Annotated in this window: 14 protein-coding genes; 7 read left to right on the top strand and 7 right to left on the bottom strand. The window is 59.2% G+C overall.

The features are described 5' to 3' along the window. The first annotated feature begins 943 nt into the window (after positions 1–943). From AAGW05_RS16650 to AAGW05_RS16640, 3 genes are all read left to right on the top strand, one after another. Positions 944–1,615 carry a hypothetical protein gene (locus AAGW05_RS16650; RefSeq protein WP_411805680.1) on the top strand — a complete coding sequence of 224 codons (672 nt, stop codon included), beginning with the start codon at positions 944–946 and terminating at the stop codon, positions 1,613–1,615. A 629-nt stretch (positions 1,616–2,244) separates the two neighbouring features. After that, on the top strand, positions 2,245–2,550 hold the full coding sequence (locus AAGW05_RS16645) for a hypothetical protein (protein WP_411805679.1): 306 nt from the start codon (positions 2,245–2,247) through the stop codon (positions 2,548–2,550). 191 nt (positions 2,551–2,741) lie between these two features. Then, on the top strand, positions 2,742–3,212 hold the full coding sequence (locus AAGW05_RS16640; protein WP_411805678.1) for a hypothetical protein: 471 nt from the start codon (positions 2,742–2,744) through the stop codon (positions 3,210–3,212). Positions 3,213–3,335: 123 nt separating this feature from the next. On the opposite strand, the gene AAGW05_RS16635 is transcribed toward AAGW05_RS16640, so the two are convergent. Both AAGW05_RS16635 and AAGW05_RS16630 read right to left on the bottom strand, forming a co-directional pair. After that, complete coding sequence (locus AAGW05_RS16635) at positions 3,336–3,719, bottom strand: cytotoxic translational repressor of toxin-antitoxin stability system (RefSeq protein ID WP_411805677.1); 384 nt, start codon at positions 3,717–3,719, stop codon at positions 3,336–3,338. A gap of 44 nt (positions 3,720–3,763) precedes the next feature. Then, positions 3,764–4,204: a hypothetical protein gene (locus AAGW05_RS16630; protein ID WP_411805676.1), complete on the bottom strand. Its 441-nt coding sequence runs from the start codon at positions 4,202–4,204 to the stop codon at positions 3,764–3,766. A gap of 1,520 nt (positions 4,205–5,724) precedes the next feature. On the opposite strand from AAGW05_RS16630, the gene AAGW05_RS16625 reads away from it, so the two are divergent. Continuing rightward, on the top strand, positions 5,725–6,924 hold the full coding sequence (locus AAGW05_RS16625; RefSeq protein WP_411805675.1) for an FAD-binding domain: 1,200 nt from the start codon (positions 5,725–5,727) through the stop codon (positions 6,922–6,924). 4 nt (positions 6,925–6,928) lie between these two features. Next, positions 6,929–7,582 (top strand): TetR/AcrR family transcriptional regulator, encoded by a 654-nt coding sequence (locus AAGW05_RS16620; RefSeq protein ID WP_411805674.1) that lies wholly within the window; start codon positions 6,929–6,931, stop codon positions 7,580–7,582. Between the two features lie 506 nt (positions 7,583–8,088). Here AAGW05_RS16620 and AAGW05_RS16615 read toward each other — a convergent pair. Continuing rightward, complete coding sequence (locus AAGW05_RS16615; protein ID WP_411805673.1) at positions 8,089–8,397, bottom strand: lipopolysaccharide assembly LapA domain-containing protein; 309 nt, start codon at positions 8,395–8,397, stop codon at positions 8,089–8,091. Between the two features lie 766 nt (positions 8,398–9,163). Between AAGW05_RS16615 and AAGW05_RS16610 the strand changes: the two genes are divergently transcribed. Continuing rightward, positions 9,164–10,552, top strand: a complete 1,389-nt coding sequence (locus tag AAGW05_RS16610) for a ClC family H(+)/Cl(-) exchange transporter (RefSeq protein WP_411805672.1) — start codon at positions 9,164–9,166, stop codon at positions 10,550–10,552. 589 nt (positions 10,553–11,141) lie between these two features. Here AAGW05_RS16610 and AAGW05_RS16605 read toward each other — a convergent pair. From AAGW05_RS16605 to AAGW05_RS16590, 4 genes are all read right to left on the bottom strand, one after another. Next, entirely contained in the window at positions 11,142–11,780 is a 639-nt protein-coding gene (locus AAGW05_RS16605; RefSeq protein WP_411805671.1) for a hypothetical protein, read from the bottom strand. A gap of 1 nt (position 11,781) precedes the next feature. Then, positions 11,782–12,558, bottom strand: a complete 777-nt coding sequence (locus tag AAGW05_RS16600) for a hypothetical protein (protein WP_411805670.1) — start codon at positions 12,556–12,558, stop codon at positions 11,782–11,784. A 21-nt stretch (positions 12,559–12,579) separates the two neighbouring features. Then, on the bottom strand, positions 12,580–13,365 hold the full coding sequence (locus AAGW05_RS16595; protein ID WP_411805669.1) for a hypothetical protein: 786 nt from the start codon (positions 13,363–13,365) through the stop codon (positions 12,580–12,582). A gap of 319 nt (positions 13,366–13,684) precedes the next feature. Beyond that, complete coding sequence (locus AAGW05_RS16590) at positions 13,685–14,503, bottom strand: LysM peptidoglycan-binding domain-containing protein (RefSeq protein ID WP_411805668.1); 819 nt, start codon at positions 14,501–14,503, stop codon at positions 13,685–13,687. Positions 14,504–14,654: 151 nt separating this feature from the next. Here AAGW05_RS16590 and AAGW05_RS16585 point away from each other — a divergent pair, with 151 nt between their 5' ends. Continuing rightward, positions 14,655–15,467 (top strand): response regulator transcription factor, encoded by an 813-nt coding sequence (locus tag AAGW05_RS16585; protein WP_411805667.1) that lies wholly within the window; start codon positions 14,655–14,657, stop codon positions 15,465–15,467. Positions 15,468–16,696: the final 1,229 nt, after the last annotated feature.

Genomic DNA, 16,696 nt, shown 5'->3' with positions numbered 1-16,696 from the left:
ACACCCCGATACCCAGGTGGTGAGATTCTCTTGACCGCCGGTTCGAGTCCGGCCCGGGACACAACATGGCCCTGACCAGCGGTTATTCCTCGCAGGTCAGGGCCATTTGCGGTCAACTCCCCTTTCACTCGCCCAATTCGTCGAAGTTCTTGGCCGATTTCGCTCCCCCTATTCAGCAGTGCGGACTCCCCCTTTTACTGCGAATTGGCATCTGAACCCGGGCCACTGCACCTTAGTCCGGAGAATAACGGACCTGTTTGGCGGCGGCATTCTTCAATTGCCCGCCCCAACTGCCGACGATTCCCCCTCTGAGAGCACCCACGTGATGTCGCCATACCGGATGCGATCGGCATAATGAGCGCCAAAATCCTTCATCTCGTTGGTCTTGCCCCCTCCTGCCAATTGGAGTATTCCGACTCCCGATCGCACCACCGGCCGATGCCGGGCAACACGGGGAGAGCTGCCGCTATTGTGGAGGAATGACTTTGAGAGGCACAACGGGCGGGTCCATGACCGGCAAGATAGTCAACACCAACCGCACTGCGCGACACCCGCAAGAAGTGAACAGTGCATTTGGTTCGACATGCTTTTCAGGGATAGGCACGCCTTGTCGGGCCGTCAAGAAGGGCGGTAGCGGACTATTATCGCCAACCCATTCAAACGCTAAACCGAACTGGGTACGAATGAATCAGCGAAAAAACGACGTGGCTAAAAAGGAAAGGTCCCTCGAGCTGAAGGCAATGTCTCAATCCGGATCATTTGTACCTCGCCATCTCCGTGTTTCCATCCGAACCGCGGATGGCACCACAACGACGGCAGCCACGGGCTATTCACCAGACTCGTGGAAGAACTCGATGACGGAACAACACGCCACCGTCCGGCCGCAATACTCGGACATGGCAGCCAGCTCCCTTGGCCTGTGCATAAAGGGGTTCTCATCGCGATGAGCAACGACCAACATCCGCCGTTCGCGTTTCTCCCTGACTCCGCCGACAGCAGGCTCCTAGCCGACCTCACCAGCCACGCCAGTGATCTTTCCGAAGCGTCCCACACTCTCCGATTGGCGATGGAAGCTGGGGAGAGCACGCCACCCTGGTTCCCGCTGACGATGCATGCAGTCACCGCCTACATCCGCCCGTTCATCCTTTCCAACGTCCGTACTCGGCTGGACCAGATGCCGGAATTTCCTGGCATCCCGGGCGAGTTCCAGTTGATTCATGACACGATCCGCAAGTACCGCAACACCACAGTCGCTCACTCCCAGTCTGACCTAACGATGCCCATCGCGGTCGCGCTTCTAGACGAAAACGGCCAAGTTCGCGACGTTCAGGGATGGACACTCCTGCACCCCATGCCCGGCTCCGTGGCCAAAGACTTTGACCGCCTTATTGGCACAATGGAGACAATCGTTGACGATGCCACAAAATCCGTCGCTGACAGGCTACGCAAACACTTAGTCGATGAGTCACCCGAGACCATCGCAGCATGGCCGAACCCCGATTTCCTTGCGGCCAGGGACAACGAATTCCAAAGCACCCGGCAACGCACCAGGGCTCCGCAGTTCACAAGCTACTGGCGAATTGACAGTGAAATTGCGCAAGAGGACATACATTGAGCCTGCAAGGATTCACCTCCAGCACAATTAGCAAGAAGTCCCGCGTTGCTTGCATCCGGCAGCATGGTTCGAGAAAATCGGTTCCCCCGTTGCGGCGAACTTGTCATGTTCCGTTTGGAGTTCCTTTGACCGGACGTCCGAGCAGTTGACGACCAGGTCGGCACGACGGGGCTTCAGTTTGTCTGCCATCTTGGTATTCAGCCGCCGTTGCCAGGTCTTCGTCCAAACAAACATCAAGTCTCGTGGGCACCGACGCGGACGGAGCAGCTTCGAACCTGGTGACTTTCGCCAGCCCGCAACACAGCTGACCAAAAGCCAACCCTGTTATTGAATCTTTCCATTGAACGACAAGTCGAGACGTTCAATGGACAAATGCGCCGGACGAATGCCGCTGATTGGGATATGGATGGGGATCGCGTGGATGCCACAACACACGATCGACACTCGTGGGCGGCCCTCAAAAGGTCGGACGACAGGAAGCGCCTTGTCATGCCGGTGTGTAATATCCGAGCTGTTGCGAAAACTCGCGGAGACGACACGAGGTTCTTTGCTCACTACCGGCTGCGGGACTGCAGCGTAGACCACGGTGGAGAATCACCGCAGCACCTTGCCATGAAGGAAGCTCTGGCGTGGAAAATCGGGACGGTTCCCGGTTGGCATTCAGTCATCGAATTCCCGCACCATCGAGGGAGTGGATCATTGACGTCCTGGCGGAGTCCGACGACAAGCACCACTGCGTTGCCTTCGAGGTGCAGCTGTCGTCACAGCCAATGGAGAACTATCGTCACCGCTCCCAGCGCTACTTCGACGACAACGTTTTCCCTGTATGGCTGGTGCCGCGACACCTTGAGTACAGTCCCATCCAAGTACCGGTTGTAGTCGCCGGGTTCGGAAAGTCCTCCGAGGTCCCCGACTCTCTCTCTCTGATCTTCTGAAGCTTGAGGTCAATCACAACCTATCCCTGAAACATGAAGTCCTCGGCGAATTCATCACCGCTCTATTAACCAAGGGCCCTGATTGGCAGCTCGGAACCCCAGCGAAGCAGCAGGACGACTGGGATGACGAACAAGATCAACATATTGAGGCGCAACTGGCTAGAACCGAACGTGTTATCAGGGCCGAGGCCGTGGAGAAAACCAATCGCAGCAGTGTAGCCCCGGAGAAGGCATTCGAACCACACACCGTACATACCGAATTCAGCCCCTTCGTTTGGGCAACGTTGACCGACTGCTGGAAATGCACGTGCCAGATGGTGCTGTGGGAAGCTTCCAACGGCCATTCCGGCGCACAGTACTCGTCAGCACCCCCTCTGAACGTGAAAAGAGAAGTTGGCCTCAAGCGGTATGAAAACCACCCGGACGTTCACCAAGCCATCAATATATGGATCAAGCAGTCGGGAGCTAAGGTGGCAAAGGCGCGGATTGAACTGCGCAGCAGCCAAGCCAAAGGTGAGTCGTACAGCGCTTTCGTATGTCCAAGTTGCAGCGCACTTATGGGCCAGCAATTTATCTCGAGGATCAACACCGAACACGGGTCGGTCATCAGCGCCCCCTGCTCCGAACAAGTCGGCCGTTATGAGATCATCTTCAAATCTTAGCCACGCCAATGAGTGTTCTGCGGTTGACCCTAATCATCAATCCGCAGCTGCCCCTTCTGAATCCACCCCTGCCTCACACCCAAAGACCTTACTGCAGGTTGAACCGATCCGTCAGTGACCGGGTTAGTTTCCCTGGGACATCCAGTAGTCGTTGAGTGCCTGCACGGCCTGCTCCTTCGTCATCCGGAAAACGACTGATTCATCAATACCCGCAGTATGGGTGAGTTGCCAGACCAGTGCCAGGGGAAGCGCCAACTCCGGCACGGACGCAGAACCACGCGCAGGCAACACCCTCTCCTCGAGGCAGGCCCAAAATTCGTCGTCGCCGACCATGAGCTGGTCCTGAAGGATATGGTTCCAGATCGAAGCCGAGTATGTGCTCCGGTCCACCGGGCGCGAAATCCGGGTTCGCAGGACTCGACCGTCGGCCAGCACAAGTCGGTACGTTGCGTGATGGCGTACGGGCTTACCGCGCGCATTCACCACCAAGTCCCACTGTTCGGTCACGCAGAATTTCTCATGCTCATCCCGGCCACCGAGCCGACGGGTGCTCACGCCGCGGAACCGGTGAGCCAGGCGGTCAGCTGTTCATCCGTGGATAGATCAATGAGTTGGACCAGTGCCCAGTTCTCCCGGTGGTTCGGGGCGGCGTGTAGGTGGTCTTCCCAATCTTCGGCGTAGTCCCTCAATGCGTCGACGAAGTCTTCGAGTGCTTCCGCCAGCTCGGTGGCCTCAGCGGCGAATGGCTGCCCGGGCATGAAGACAGCCCACGCCCCATCTTCATTGACGACGTGAACGTTCGGCACGACCGTTAGCGCCAGGAATCGGCGCAGGCTCTCACCGTTGACCACGGCCGCCGGCGCCCGGTCGGGACGGCTGATCGTGGACAGCCCGCCTCGTTCGCTGGAATCCAGGATCGCCTTCAGCGATTCCCGCGCCTGGGTAAACCCGTAAACACGTCCGCTGGCGCTCTCATGTGTAGGAGTACTCATACGACCCATCATCCACACGTACATCATGTACGTCAAGTACATATAGACGAAATAGACAACCCACGACCACCCGGACACGACGCACCCGCGTTCACCGACCACCTGAGGCCACACGATGGAAGCCTAAAAGTAGAATATGACGCAAGAACCGTGACCAACACCGCCCAACGATGGATCCCGAATGAACCTGTTTTTGCAGAATTCGAAGTTGGCGCCCAAACAAGATCGAAGGGCACGGACGGGGCACTCCCCCTTTTCAACCAAAAACTTCCACAATCCACAACATTTCATAATCTTTAGAAACAGCAAAGAATCCCGCAAACACGTGGTTGTTGATAGACAGCGACACCGTTCAGAATCCAGGCGGTGAGATTCTCTTGGCCGCCGGGTCGAGTCCGGCCCGGGGCACGAAATGGCCTCTGCCTGCGAATATGTTCCTTAGTTCAGAGGCAATCGAAGCCAACTCCCCTTCTACTCCCCCAATTCAGCAAACTTTTCTCCCGATGCTGCTCCCCTTTTTCAGCTGAGCCAGCTCCCCTCTAGAAAAGAATGACGCAAAGTTTCTCGGAAATAAGCGGTTTCCACCCCACCTGGCCCCCGACACCACGGCGGTCAACGGTGAAGCTTACGATCACCCTGCTCCCGAGACTCCAAGACTTCAGGACTTCTGAATTTCGACAAAGGCGTAAACTTGCCACCTACCAACCGACGCCGAATGTCCCACCTCGTCGGGACAGCGAACCCTACTGCAATCCCAAAGGCCAGCCGCCCACGCCACCTGGCGGTGGCTAATTACCCTGCGCATTTCCGGGTTCGCCGCAACCCTGGCAACCCCTCCGGGGATGCCAACGCCTTCAACTGCTCAGCGGACCCAAGATGCCAGCTGCGAGCTGGACCCTTGAAGTCCGACGACACGTTGCAATGAGGTTCGCGCTAGGTTTTTTATGTATCGTCTACCCTCCGCACGTTCATCGGGCATTTAGTCGGGCGGTGTCAGCGGCTATCCGGCGAACGCGGAAGCACACGGATTGTTTGTTGGGAAATTTGGTGGTCACAGGACCGGTGGTGAACCGGCTTGCGGGCGGCGCTGAGGTCCGGCGCCACCCATACGATATCGATCTCGACCGGAGGCCACACGGTGCAAATTCACAGCGGGAGAGACTCGAGCAATGTCGTCACCTTCGCCGCCGTCGACGGAGAGACTGTCGCAAAGCGATGCGCTGGGAAACTTTGCCTACCGCACTTTTTATCGTCAGTCATCGACCCGGACCTCGCCTTGGCGCTCGTCCCCGAGCATGCGACCGAAGGCATCGAAGTATAGACGCCACCGGCCTGGGGCTTGCCTCGGTCACCTTATCTCGTTAGAACCGACAGACGCCCGCCTCGACACTCTGGATGACGTTCCACAGGTCTTCTACCTTGTGTGAGGGATTTGAGGATCTGTTAGGCCGCTGAGCCCTTTGAGATACCCGACCGGCGGTGTAGACTGATGGTCTACCCGGACGTGAAGAGGGTGCATCGTGAAGATCTTGGTGGTAGGGGCCGGCCTCGCTGGCCCGACAGCGGCGTTTTGGCTGATCAAGGGCGGACACGAGGTCACGATCGTCGAACACGCCCCCGAGTTGCGCAGCGGCGGCTACTTGATCGACTTCTGGGGCGCCGGGTTCGATGTGGCAGAGCGGATGGGCATCGTTCCCGAACTGCGTGAGCGTGGCTACGTCTTCACCGAGGCGAGGGTGATCAATCGGGATGGCCGCAAGGTGGCGTCATTCAACCCCGCGGTCATCATTGAGTCTAACGACCGCTATCTCACCATTGCCCGCTCGGACCTCTCTGCGGTGATCTACGATGCCCTCGGCCGGGCCGCCGAACTGCTGCTCGGAGACACTGCGCAACACCTCGACGACGATGGCGAGCGCGTTCGGGTCACGTTCGAGGGCGGGAGCATCCGTGACTTTGACCTGGTCATCGGCGCCGATGGACTTCACTCCCGGGTCCGGAAACTCGCATTCGGGCCCCAAGAGCAGTACGAGACGTATCTGGGCATGGTGGTCGCTGCGTTCGAGGTGGAACGGTATCCGAAACGCGACGAGTTGGTCGCCATGATGTATGCCGACATCGGCTTCCAAGCTCTGCGGCTCTCGTTCCGAGACGACACCACGCTGGTGCTGTTCAGTCTTCGGTACGAGGGAGATGTGCCGCTCGATCGCGCGGGACAAGAGGCCCTGCTTCGGGCAAAGCTGACCGACGCGGGGTGGGAGGTTCCCACCATGCTGGCGCTGATGTCATCGTCAAGGAACTTCTACTTCGACTCGGTGAGCCAGATCCAGATGCCGTCCTGGTCGACCGGGCGCGTCGCCCTGGTCGGCGACGCAGTGGCGTGCCCGTCGTTCCTGGCCGGCCAGGGCTCGGCGCTGGCCATGGTGGAGGCTTATACGCTAGCGGCCGAACTCGTAACGACGCCCGCAGGAACGGGCGACGGACACCGCCAGGCATTCGCCCGTTACCAGGAGCGACTGGAGTCGCTGCTGCGCTCCAAACAGGATGCCGCTCGAGGGCTGGGTCTGGCCTTCGCCCCTAAGAACAGGCGGCAGCTCTTCGTACGAAACGCGGTGATGAGAATGATGGGGCTGCCCAAGGTTGCCGATCTGGTGATGGGTAGGAGCTTCCACGACCGCGTGGAACTTCCGTCGTTCCCGGAACTGAACACGGGGCGTTGAGCGAATGGTTCGAGCTCGATTCACGAAGCTGGCTGCCCATCAGCAACAGGCGATCGGGCAGGCGGCTCTTGTCGAGTTCGCGAGCCACGGATTCCATAACGCCTCCCTTAATCGGATAATCGAGGCCGCGGGGATCTCCAAGGGATCGATGTACTACTACTTTGACGGCAAGGAGGATCTCTATGCCTACGTCGCCCAGCTTGGACTGGCCGGACTATTCGAGCAAGTCGGGCCACTCCCAGACTTGGGAGTGAGCGATGCCGCCGCGTTCTGGTCAGTGCTGGGCGACTACTACCTCCGGCTGATGAGAGCGCTCGTTGCGTCCCCGCAGTTGGCCGCCCTGCTGAGGGGCTGGGCTGCTGCGGCGAAGAGCCCCGAGTCCCAGAGCGCGCAGGTGGAGCTGGAGCGGACATCCCTTCCATGGATCGAGCAGGTGCTCGCCACCGGGCAGAGCGTGGGCGCGGTGCGCGACGATGTGCCGCCCACCCTGCTTATCGCTGTCGCGATGGGCATGGGCGAGGCGATGGATGTCTGGCTCATGTCCCAGCAGGTCGAGGATGACGCGCTTCCGGGTCTGATCGGCTCGCTGATGAGCATGATCCGCGGAGCCATCGGCCCCCAGACGCCGGCCGTCGACGAGAACCGCGTCCGAGACTGAATGCTCGCACTAACTGAGGCTCCTGCTCATGGCAGGAGAACATCGAAGCATCCGCTAGCGGAACGTTGCGCAGTCCCACAGGTCGTTCCGCTTACGGCGTGCCACCTGGTCGTGGCGAATACATCGTCGTTAGGTTTTTGGGCGTCCTCTCTGGTGGAAGGGAAGCGCCGTTCCCTTATCAAAGGAAAGGACTCCTTACACGGGTGTAAAAGTAAACCACTCGCCGCCGTCCTTAGTCAGAAAAATGATCAATCTACCAATAGTTTCCAGTGGGTCGCCGTCGGCGCTACGGCTCTCCGGAACAGAACCCAAAAAAGAGGCTTTTGACATCATCCAAGGTCCGGAAGGCCCGCAGACGAAGGACATTCGCCAGCCTTGACCACCGGCCCCAAGGTCAAAAGATAGCCAATTCGCAAGATTTCCTCTGGTACCACCCAGCGACCCCAATGACCCGAGGAGCTGCCCGGAGTTAACCGTGCAGCAGCCCTGAGGCCGCTGGAGGGCAATCACCGAGAAACGGGTTCCTGCCCTGGCGTGCCGGGCTCCGACGAATCTCGCTTCGGGTGCCGGCGTTGGCTTCTGAGCTGGAGAATCCGCGCCGCTCCGGCAATCGCGACTAGGAGCCCACCCGCCACGGCGGCGATGAACAGCGCCATACCCAACGACAGCTCTCCGGCCGCGCCAAGGTAGTCCACAGTCACTCGTTCCTGATTCTGCAGGATAAAGATGATGAGCAACACCAAAATGACCAGTCCCGCACTGACAGCCACCCAGACCACCCCGGCCCGCGTCACTTCCTCGGCTTTGGCATGCATGGGTTTCTTTGGCGGGAGTTTCGGTATGGAAGGCCCCTGTTTCTTCACAGAATGCGAGGCTGGCGTCGGACCCGTTGAAGGGTCCGGCACTGAATATGCAGCCATGTCTCCACCGCCTCAATGCAGTTCAACCCGCCCACAACGGGCTCGTACTGCAAATGCTACGCCGCCGCGCACCATGCGTCACCTATCCCGTGCCGCGTCTTCAAAACTGCCAGCTCCGCCGGCGCAAGAGTGGCTTCCGCCAGATCGGGCCCAGCGGTTGACGCGGGCCTTCGTGCAGCGTCAAGGACGCAGTTCAGGGTAAGAAGCCAGCACCGTGTCAATCGCTTCAAGAATGGGGGTCACCATCAGCCAGCCAAGGCCCATCGGCACTCAAGCCACCTACCCGTGATCATCCCCAACGACGCATAGAGCGGCCCGGGGGCTCACAGCCCGAAGGTTAGGGGCGTGTTGCCTCACTGCAGTGTCTCCTATCGTCACAAGCCCACGACTCAGGCTGCTGGACGCTGGACATGCGGGATAATCGACGGTGTTGGGCCGGCTCCGCTTCAAGGTTTCCTACCGGGCCGGATCTTACCGAGGAACACGGTTGGAGCAGTCGCGTCGTTACCGGGCGACGCCGTATGGTAGTTATCTCTGTGGTTCGGTTAGGGTTGCATACCGTGTCCAGGCTCAGCCCACTCCGTGCACTGGATCTCAGTGGTTGACTAAATGGATTGATGCCTTCCGGCCCCGCTTCAGCGGTCGCTGGCAAGGCCCAGACTTGAAGGCAGGAAATGACCAGACAGGGCAGCGCCCAGGCGGGCGAGTCACCGTGAGGCGCAGCGCCGCCGACGGCACGCGGCGACCGCGCCATGGCGAGGTCCTAGAACTGTTCCTTTTCGTTGTAGCCGCTACCATCGTCGGTGGCGTCACCGGTCTGGTGGCTGCGAGCTTCCGTCTCCTGCTTGACTTCGTCGCCAGCCTGCGCCAATCCCTGTCGCAGTGGTCCCACGGCTATACGTTTCTGGGGCTGCTGCTGATGATGGCGGTATGCGGGCTCGCGACCGCGATTGCGGCCTGGCTTGTCCACCGCGTGGAACCGCATGCCGAGGGCAGCGGGATCCCGCGCGTTGAGGCGATAGTGGAAGGCCGCACGGAACCGGGACGTTTCCGAATCCTTCCGATCAAGTACCTCGGTGGCCTGCTGGCGATCGGCGCGGGACTTGCGCTCGGGCGCGAGGGACCATCGGTGCAGATGGGCGGAACCATCGCCGTCGCGACCTCAAGGATCCTGCGCCGGAACCGTGCCGACATGCAGATCCTGGTGGCCGGGGGCGCCGCGGCAGGGCTCGCAACGGCATTCAACGCGCCCCTCGCGGGAGGGGTGTTCGTCCTGGAAGAACTGTTCAAGCGCTTCGACCTCCGGACAACGCTGGCGACGATCGTTGCCTCCGGCGCCGGGTTCGCGTGTGCCCAGGTCCTCATCCGCAACACCGCAGACTTCACTACACCCCAGTTTCAAGCCCCACGGATCGCGGACGCACCCGCTGTCGTCGTCGTCGGTATCCTGTGCGGCATCCTCGGTGTCGCCTATAATCGTGCGATCATGGCGAGTCTGCGCTACGTTGACGCCAGCAAGATCCCCGTTGTCGTGCGGGCCCTGGCCATCGGCGCGGCTGTCGGTGCGCTTGGATGGTTCGCCCCTCAGGTGGTCGGGGGCGGCGATAACCTCACGCAGCAGGCGCTGCTGGGCCACGGAACGCTGTTAAGCGCGTGTATTCTGCTTGCAGTGCGTTTTGCCCTGGGTGTCCTCTCGTACGCCGCAACCACCCCCGGAGGGCTTTTCGCGCCGATGCTCGTTCTCGGTACAGACATCGGGCTGATCGTGGGCCTTGCGGGTTCCTACATTTCCCCAGGACACGCACCCGAGGCCGCAGGGCTCGCGCTCATTGGCATGGCCGCGTTCTTCACGGCTACCGTGCGCGCCCCCGTAACGGGTCTGGTCCTCGCGACCGAGATGACCGGATCGGTCGTCTTGCTGCCACCCATGCTTGGTGCGTGCGCAGTGGCCATGCTCGTAGCGATGTTGTTCAAGAGCGAGCCGATCTACGACGCCCTGACGTCCCGGGCCGCACAGGCCGCCCGACGCAACGCCGACGACGCCACATAAGGGGCCGATCCATGGTCGCCTGAGTGTCCGCTGGCAACGCGGCACTGACTGTCGGCTCGGTTTTGCCCGCTGATGCCAGCCAAGTTGGCGACGCCGGCACAGGTGCCGGTATCCGCGCTGCCTTGCGGACGTTCCTCACAACACACGACCCCGTCTGGCCGATATCGAGCGAACGCATCACAAAGACGGCCGCGAAGAGGGAAATCACGTCTTACTTACCTTTTTCAGCAAAAAATTGTCCCATTCCATGGCATATCTTCTGCGGTCGGGGTCCAATGTCCACTCATCTATTTCGGTTCTGGGGGCGCAAAAGTGGCTAGATTCCCTGGTTTTTTCGTGTACGGGCACTTTGGTGCGGTGGCAGGCACCATTCGAGCCTTCGTTCGCGGCAGTGCTGCCTATATTCTGCCTTGAAGGGACCACATGCATCACCCGGCATCCAGTCAACCAAGTCTCATCGCCGGGCAAGAAAGTCTGGAGCCGAGGGCAATACAGAGAAAGTCTAAACTACCAAAATTCCATCCAGGAGTGGCCACCAAGTCGCGGTCAGACCCCGGTAACTCCGTCAATGCACGAGGAGATTCATTCGTTAAGCACGTACAAGTCCTCGGGCTGGCAGATGTGCCAGCACCCCCTGATCAAGACAGGCGCTCATACGCATACATGCCTCCCAGGCTACGACTGCCGCCTTCTTGTCCCCACCGTCCAGTTTGTCAGGTCCGGCGATGGCCACGGCGAGTACAGACCTCGACCCCACGACTTGCATGATGCCAGGTGGCCACCCTGTGGGCAGTGCCCTGGCGCGTCCGACAATCTCGATGGCATATCGGCCCTTCTCGGCAACCCAAAGGGCGACCGCGGCTGAGTGGAGGCTCGCTACTTGGCCTACGGTACGGATGCCGATCGAAGCCAGGTACCGATCTCGCGTCGGCCCCACCCCGAGCAGCGCTTGCACCGGCAATGCGGCCACGACCTCGGGAACGCTAAGGCTGGCATATCCAGGGTCTAGCATTGCAGCCGCGTGTCGTCGGGCGTCGATGTGCATGATTACCTCGGACTGCCACGTCATTGCCTCCCAGTCGACGCTGACTTTCCTGGGTGTCGACCCGATCCGGGCGATGATGCTGTCCACAGCCAGGATGCCAGCAGCGTCGATCGACCTCAGTGCGACTGCCACACCGATGTCGATCTCCCGGGCAAGCATCCCAGCCAGTTCTGCAGGTTCCACGTCATTGCTCCATCCGGAAGCGGATCTCCACTTCGCCGAAAACTTCGGTCCAGGATGTGTCCGCTGGTTTACTACCTCCGGGGAGTACATCAGGCGTCGACACCACAAGTCGGGTACGTCGGATGGAATTCAGCACGTCACTCTGCAAAGGGGTATCCCAGGCAAGGAGAGTGCTGCGCAATTTTTCGTCTGAGAGACCGGGAATTTGGCGCGCAGTTAAAATTGGTGCAATCTGGCGACTGGGAGGCTTTTCCGACGTTGGTTCGGCCCTGCCCTCAGACGTGTTGCGGGACCCAATGTCCACAGCAGTAAAGTTCAGCTTCGCACGCAGCGTCCCTCCTTCCACAAGGACCCGCGGGATACCCCGCGATTGCGCCTCTTTCAAAGCCGCCAACTGGCGACGTGCCAGATACAGCGCCAATCCCTTCCGTACGTGTGCAACTCCAGCCTGGGTCAGCCCGCCTTCGTCCGTATCTCCGCGTCGAAGCGTGACTGCTAGCTCGTCCAAGGCATCCTTTCCCGGAACTGGGCCTCCCGTCAGAAGCGTGGTTCCTCCGCCGTCATCCGGGAATAGCTGAGTCGCCGACATATCAATCAACTCCACGCTAATACCCGTCTGAGCAAATTCCTCCACCGTCAATTCGGCTGCTTCCTGCAGAGATGAGAGTCTCTCCTCCTGACTCGTGTGGGCCGCAACAATCGATTCAAGGGTTTCGAGAAGCAGGACGGCGACGAAGTCCGCGAAACCCACATCAAAGACACTGGGCTGCTCAGGCATTTGAGATCCTATCGTCCGGGGCTACTTCGGATTCAGCGGTTGGTAGTCGGTGTGGAAATTGATCCTCACCCCACCCATGATTTCCACCTCAACACTTGAAGACGAAGTCGATGACGAGGCTGAGGTGCTGACCTGCATGGACGTGTAGGCAGTTGAAGCAGATGCTTGAACCCACGATGAGAGGAGTCCACCGGTTTTGGCCTTGGCACGGAAGTCGAACTGGGACCTCGACACGGATGAGGAATGGCTAGTGAAATAGTCCGATTCGAAGGCCCGAAAATTCAGACGCGTTTCAATGACACCATTATCGACAACCAGTCGGACCATTCCCATCTTGACCATTTGTTGGAACATGTCGTATTTGTTGGCCGCGATCCGTTTAGCTGCAGCGTCCAGCAGCGCCTTGTAAGTGCCATCTTTGAGAGTTTCCTCCGTTGCAACCTGGTTGCCGCCCTCAACGCCTGGAATCTCGAGCGCCTTGTTGAGCGCAGCTGCCTCAGGGGCGGAAAGTTTCGTTCCCAGAGCGACCTTGCTGGGTGGGGCGGTGGCGTTTTGGACATCCGGCGGCAGCACCTTCGATAGCCACTGCATCACCTCGGCCGGGCCGATGTCGTCCTTGGTGTCGTTGATGAACGAGATCAGCGTCTTGGACGTTGCCTCCACGAGTTCTATGAACGCCTGCTGCTGTCTGATATCGGCAGCAATTAGGGCGTCAAAAACGTCCGAAATCAGCTTGGTCGTGAACTCAGGAAAACCTATTTCGTTGACTCTTGCTGCGCGATCCATTGCGCCCTGGCTAGCAGCCATAATGTTTCTCCTTCATTGGCAACAGCATTGTAGAAGCGTAGTGAAAGGATTTGCCGGCATATCTGAAAAATAACCATAATATATATCAGTATTTGTTCAACCAAAAGAACGGGAGTCCGGCAAAAAATATTGTGATTCGAAGTAGAATTAAAACTCTTTAGGTCCAAAAATATTCCGCTGGGCCGGGGAGGACGGCGTTACACCGTCTTAGCAACAGCGTTGTTCAGTAGTCGCGTGAAGACTTTTCGTGCTGAAAGGAATCCTAGGACTCCCCGGGGTGACGCGCCCTCAGTTTCGAGGTATCCGAAGGGGCTTCAACCTACTTGACGACAACCAGCGTCTTGCCCACAAGTATTTTGGCGTCCGGTCCGGAGAGTCCATTGAGGAGTGCAAGATATGCAGGGTCCAAGCCGTAGTAGGCGGCGATGGTTCGAAGGGTGTCCTGGGGTTCGATGTTCCATGCGAGCGGGCCGGGGATCCGGATTTTCTGGCCGACGGTGATTCTGTCGGGGTGGATGCCGTTGTGGGCGGCGATGGCATTGACACGGCCGGGAATGCCGTAGTAGTTGGCGATGTGTGAGAGGGTGTCGCCAGCCTTCACCACCCAGCCGACTTCGACGTGAGGTGGCGGCGGAGTGGAAACCGGCCCATGGTTGCTGGGAAAGTATTGGGTGACGCCCCAGGTGCTGGTGCTGTCGTAGACGTCCGCGGGGACACCGCAGTCATCTCCCCAGTAGAGGTCCACGATGGAGATGTGGATGTGGTCGCTGTGGGGGTGTGAACCTGTATAGGGTTGCCATTTCCAGCCGGTGTGGTTTCCTGCGATTTTGGGCCGGACGCCTTCGGCTTCGGTGCCCATGTCGTGGATGAGGTATTGGAACTTTTCGTTGGCGTCGCGGCGAAGGTACTCTGCGAGGTCCCTGCCGGCGGCCGGGCTGATGCCCTGTCCGGTGGCGTGGATGCCGATGTCAAAGGCCATGCAGATGCCCTTTTCATTCGGATTGTGCCCGGTGAGGTTGTCGGCTGCCTTGTACCCGGTGATGAAGCCCAGATCTGGGCCGCGGCCAGGCCACGCCTGATTTAGTTCGCCCTCAAGTGTGGTGAGCGACTTGGCGGGACGGACGAAGGGAACACTCATGTTTGCCACGATAATCTCCGTTCGAGGGGATGGTCTCTGATCTTGAAACCTGCTTCAACCGTAGCCATCGGCAGACGTGGCCAGCCATACGTGCTTTTACGTAGACCCTTGATCCAACTTCGTCCCATTGCCAGCGCCCACATGTCTGAGCATGGCCTTGGCGGCAACGCTCTGCTATGGTCCACTTCAAGGCGGTACTTGCCTTTCTCGGGGGTGGGGAATGGATAGGGTCACCGGGTCGTGGCTGGCGGACCTTCGAACTGCAGCAGCAGATGCCGTGGAAGGTCGTGCACAGATAGCCAGGCTCATTGCCAAGACCATCCCGACTGACCAGGTGATTTTTGCCGATGTCGACTTTCTTGCTGCACACCTGGTCCTCTCCGACGAACTGAATGCCAGCGAGCCATTCAATGCCGAAGTCCTGCTCACACAGCCCGGTTACCACCCAGCCATCCTCAGTTACCTGACAGACCCGGAAGATCGCACGCCCAGACGCGTATCTGACGTGGCCACCTTTGAACACTGGACGAATTCGGTGGCATACCGGGAAGTTTTTCATGCGGAAAACTCGCGCTATCAACTCAGCATGGTTACCACGCTGACTCCGCCGGCCAATGGTTCGGGTTGGGTCCTTACCCGGTCGATGCGTGATTTTACCGACGACGACGTTGCCGCTGCCAGGTGGCTGCTGCCCTTGCTTGTTGTCTTTGAAGAACTATTCGCGCACGTTGGCAAGCAAAGAGCTGCACTGGGTGGAACCAGCGCCCTCACTCCGAGGGAGTCAACCATTCTGGCCTGCGTTGGCAAGGGCTGGACAGCTCTTCGCATTTCCCGCCATTTGGGCATTAGCCCGCGGACAGTGGAAAAACACCTGGAAAACGTCTATGCCAAGCTTGGCTGCAACGACCGCTTGCTGGCCGTAAAGAAGGCCGAAACCATGGGACTACTGTCAGCTCGAAGATAGTGTCTGCGGACCCGGAGCCGCATCAACGATGTTGCTAACCAACTAGCCCCGTGCCTCAGTTGGGAAGCACTCGAAACAGCTTTGGCCATGCCTTGGCGCTCTTGGTGTGCTGATGGCATCCCCCGCGGGACATGGAAACCCTCCCCTCCGGCTTTGAGTTAACCGTCGTTCTGATCTAGAAATCACCATGCCCGAAATGCCGTCCCCGGCCAACACTGCCGGCACCTCGATCTCGAGACCACCCGTCAGAACCCTGCGCCTGAGCGTCAAATGGTCATCACGGACGGTATAACCCGCACTGCCCCGAAAAGGGACACTGCTGGACCTGCATTTGACGATACCGGCAGGCAAGTCCGCTATGACGTCGACAGTCACCAAGCGCCGCCCATCTTTTACTCATCCATTTCAACCGAAAACTACGGCAACTGCTGACGCTTCGTGGGCACCCTCGGTGAAGGCTCCCGAGAATACAGGGCTAGTGATAGACAGTGGCACCCCTCAACACCACGGCATTGAGATTCTCTTGGCCGCCGGTTCGAGTCCAGTCCGGGGTACCAAATGTGGCTCTGACCTGCGGTTATGTGCCGCAGGCCAGAAGCGCCTAAGGCCAAAAAGGGCCCAAGTCACGTTTTGCTTACGTTTCTGAACGGAAACTAGGTCACGTTTTTCAACTGGCGGGCGGGAAAGCCGCTGAAATCCAAGGTTTTCCTGTCCCAGAAACATTGAGAAAGTGACCGGCAGGAATTGGCCCTCCGATCGCCGCACTCACGGAACTGACCGGTTTAGGCGACCAATGTGAACCGTGCCTCTGGCCCTGTTCGGTGGAGGGCCGGGATACGGGTGCCGGCTGTAGCGCAAACTGGGAAGGTCCCAGCTTCGCTCCGGTCCTCGAGATCGTGGTGTTCGACGGCCGCAACACAATCGCAAGACAACAGTTGAGAACAATGCAGTTGCCCAGTCGTTCTCTTCGCATTTTAAAAAGGCATTGTGGTGCACCACGGGACGTATCCCATGGCAGCGCGGACAGCGGTCATGGAATGCATCGAGTCTTGGTCCAACCGGCGCCAGCCCCATGCCAACGATGAAGGCCTGCCACCGGCACGGGCCTTCGCCGAGTACACCATTCAAATCAAAGAATCCGCGGCGTAAGAAGAAAAATCAATCAACGCCTCATAAACTTTACGGGCACACGTCCAATTCCCGTTGGTACCGCCCGACTTGAAAAATTC

The organism is Arthrobacter sp. LAPM80, assembly GCF_046736435.1.
GTDB lineage: Bacteria > Actinomycetota > Actinomycetes > Actinomycetales > Micrococcaceae > Specibacter.
This window is presented reverse-complemented; position numbering and strand designations above follow the sequence as displayed.

Excerpts from the sequence above, each read along its gene's own strand:
- AAGW05_RS16650 (WP_411805680.1), top strand. The coding sequence starts at position 944 with ATGAGCAACGACCAACATCCGCCGTTCGCGTTTCTCCCTGACTCCGCC.
- AAGW05_RS16630 (WP_411805676.1), bottom strand. The coding sequence starts at position 4,204 with ATGAGTACTCCTACACATGAGAGCGCCAGCGGACGTGTTTACGGGTTT.
- AAGW05_RS16620 (WP_411805674.1), top strand. The coding sequence starts at position 6,929 with ATGGTTCGAGCTCGATTCACGAAGCTGGCTGCCCATCAGCAACAGGCG.
- AAGW05_RS16615 (WP_411805673.1), bottom strand. The coding sequence starts at position 8,397 with ATGCATGCCAAAGCCGAGGAAGTGACGCGGGCCGGGGTGGTCTGGGTG.
- AAGW05_RS16600 (WP_411805670.1), bottom strand. The coding sequence starts at position 12,558 with ATGCCTGAGCAGCCCAGTGTCTTTGATGTGGGTTTCGCGGACTTCGTC.
- AAGW05_RS16595 (WP_411805669.1), bottom strand. The coding sequence starts at position 13,365 with ATGGCTGCTAGCCAGGGCGCAATGGATCGCGCAGCAAGAGTCAACGAA.
- AAGW05_RS16590 (WP_411805668.1), bottom strand. The coding sequence starts at position 14,503 with ATGAGTGTTCCCTTCGTCCGTCCCGCCAAGTCGCTCACCACACTTGAG.
- AAGW05_RS16585 (WP_411805667.1), top strand. The coding sequence starts at position 14,655 with ATGGCCTTGGCGGCAACGCTCTGCTATGGTCCACTTCAAGGCGGTACT.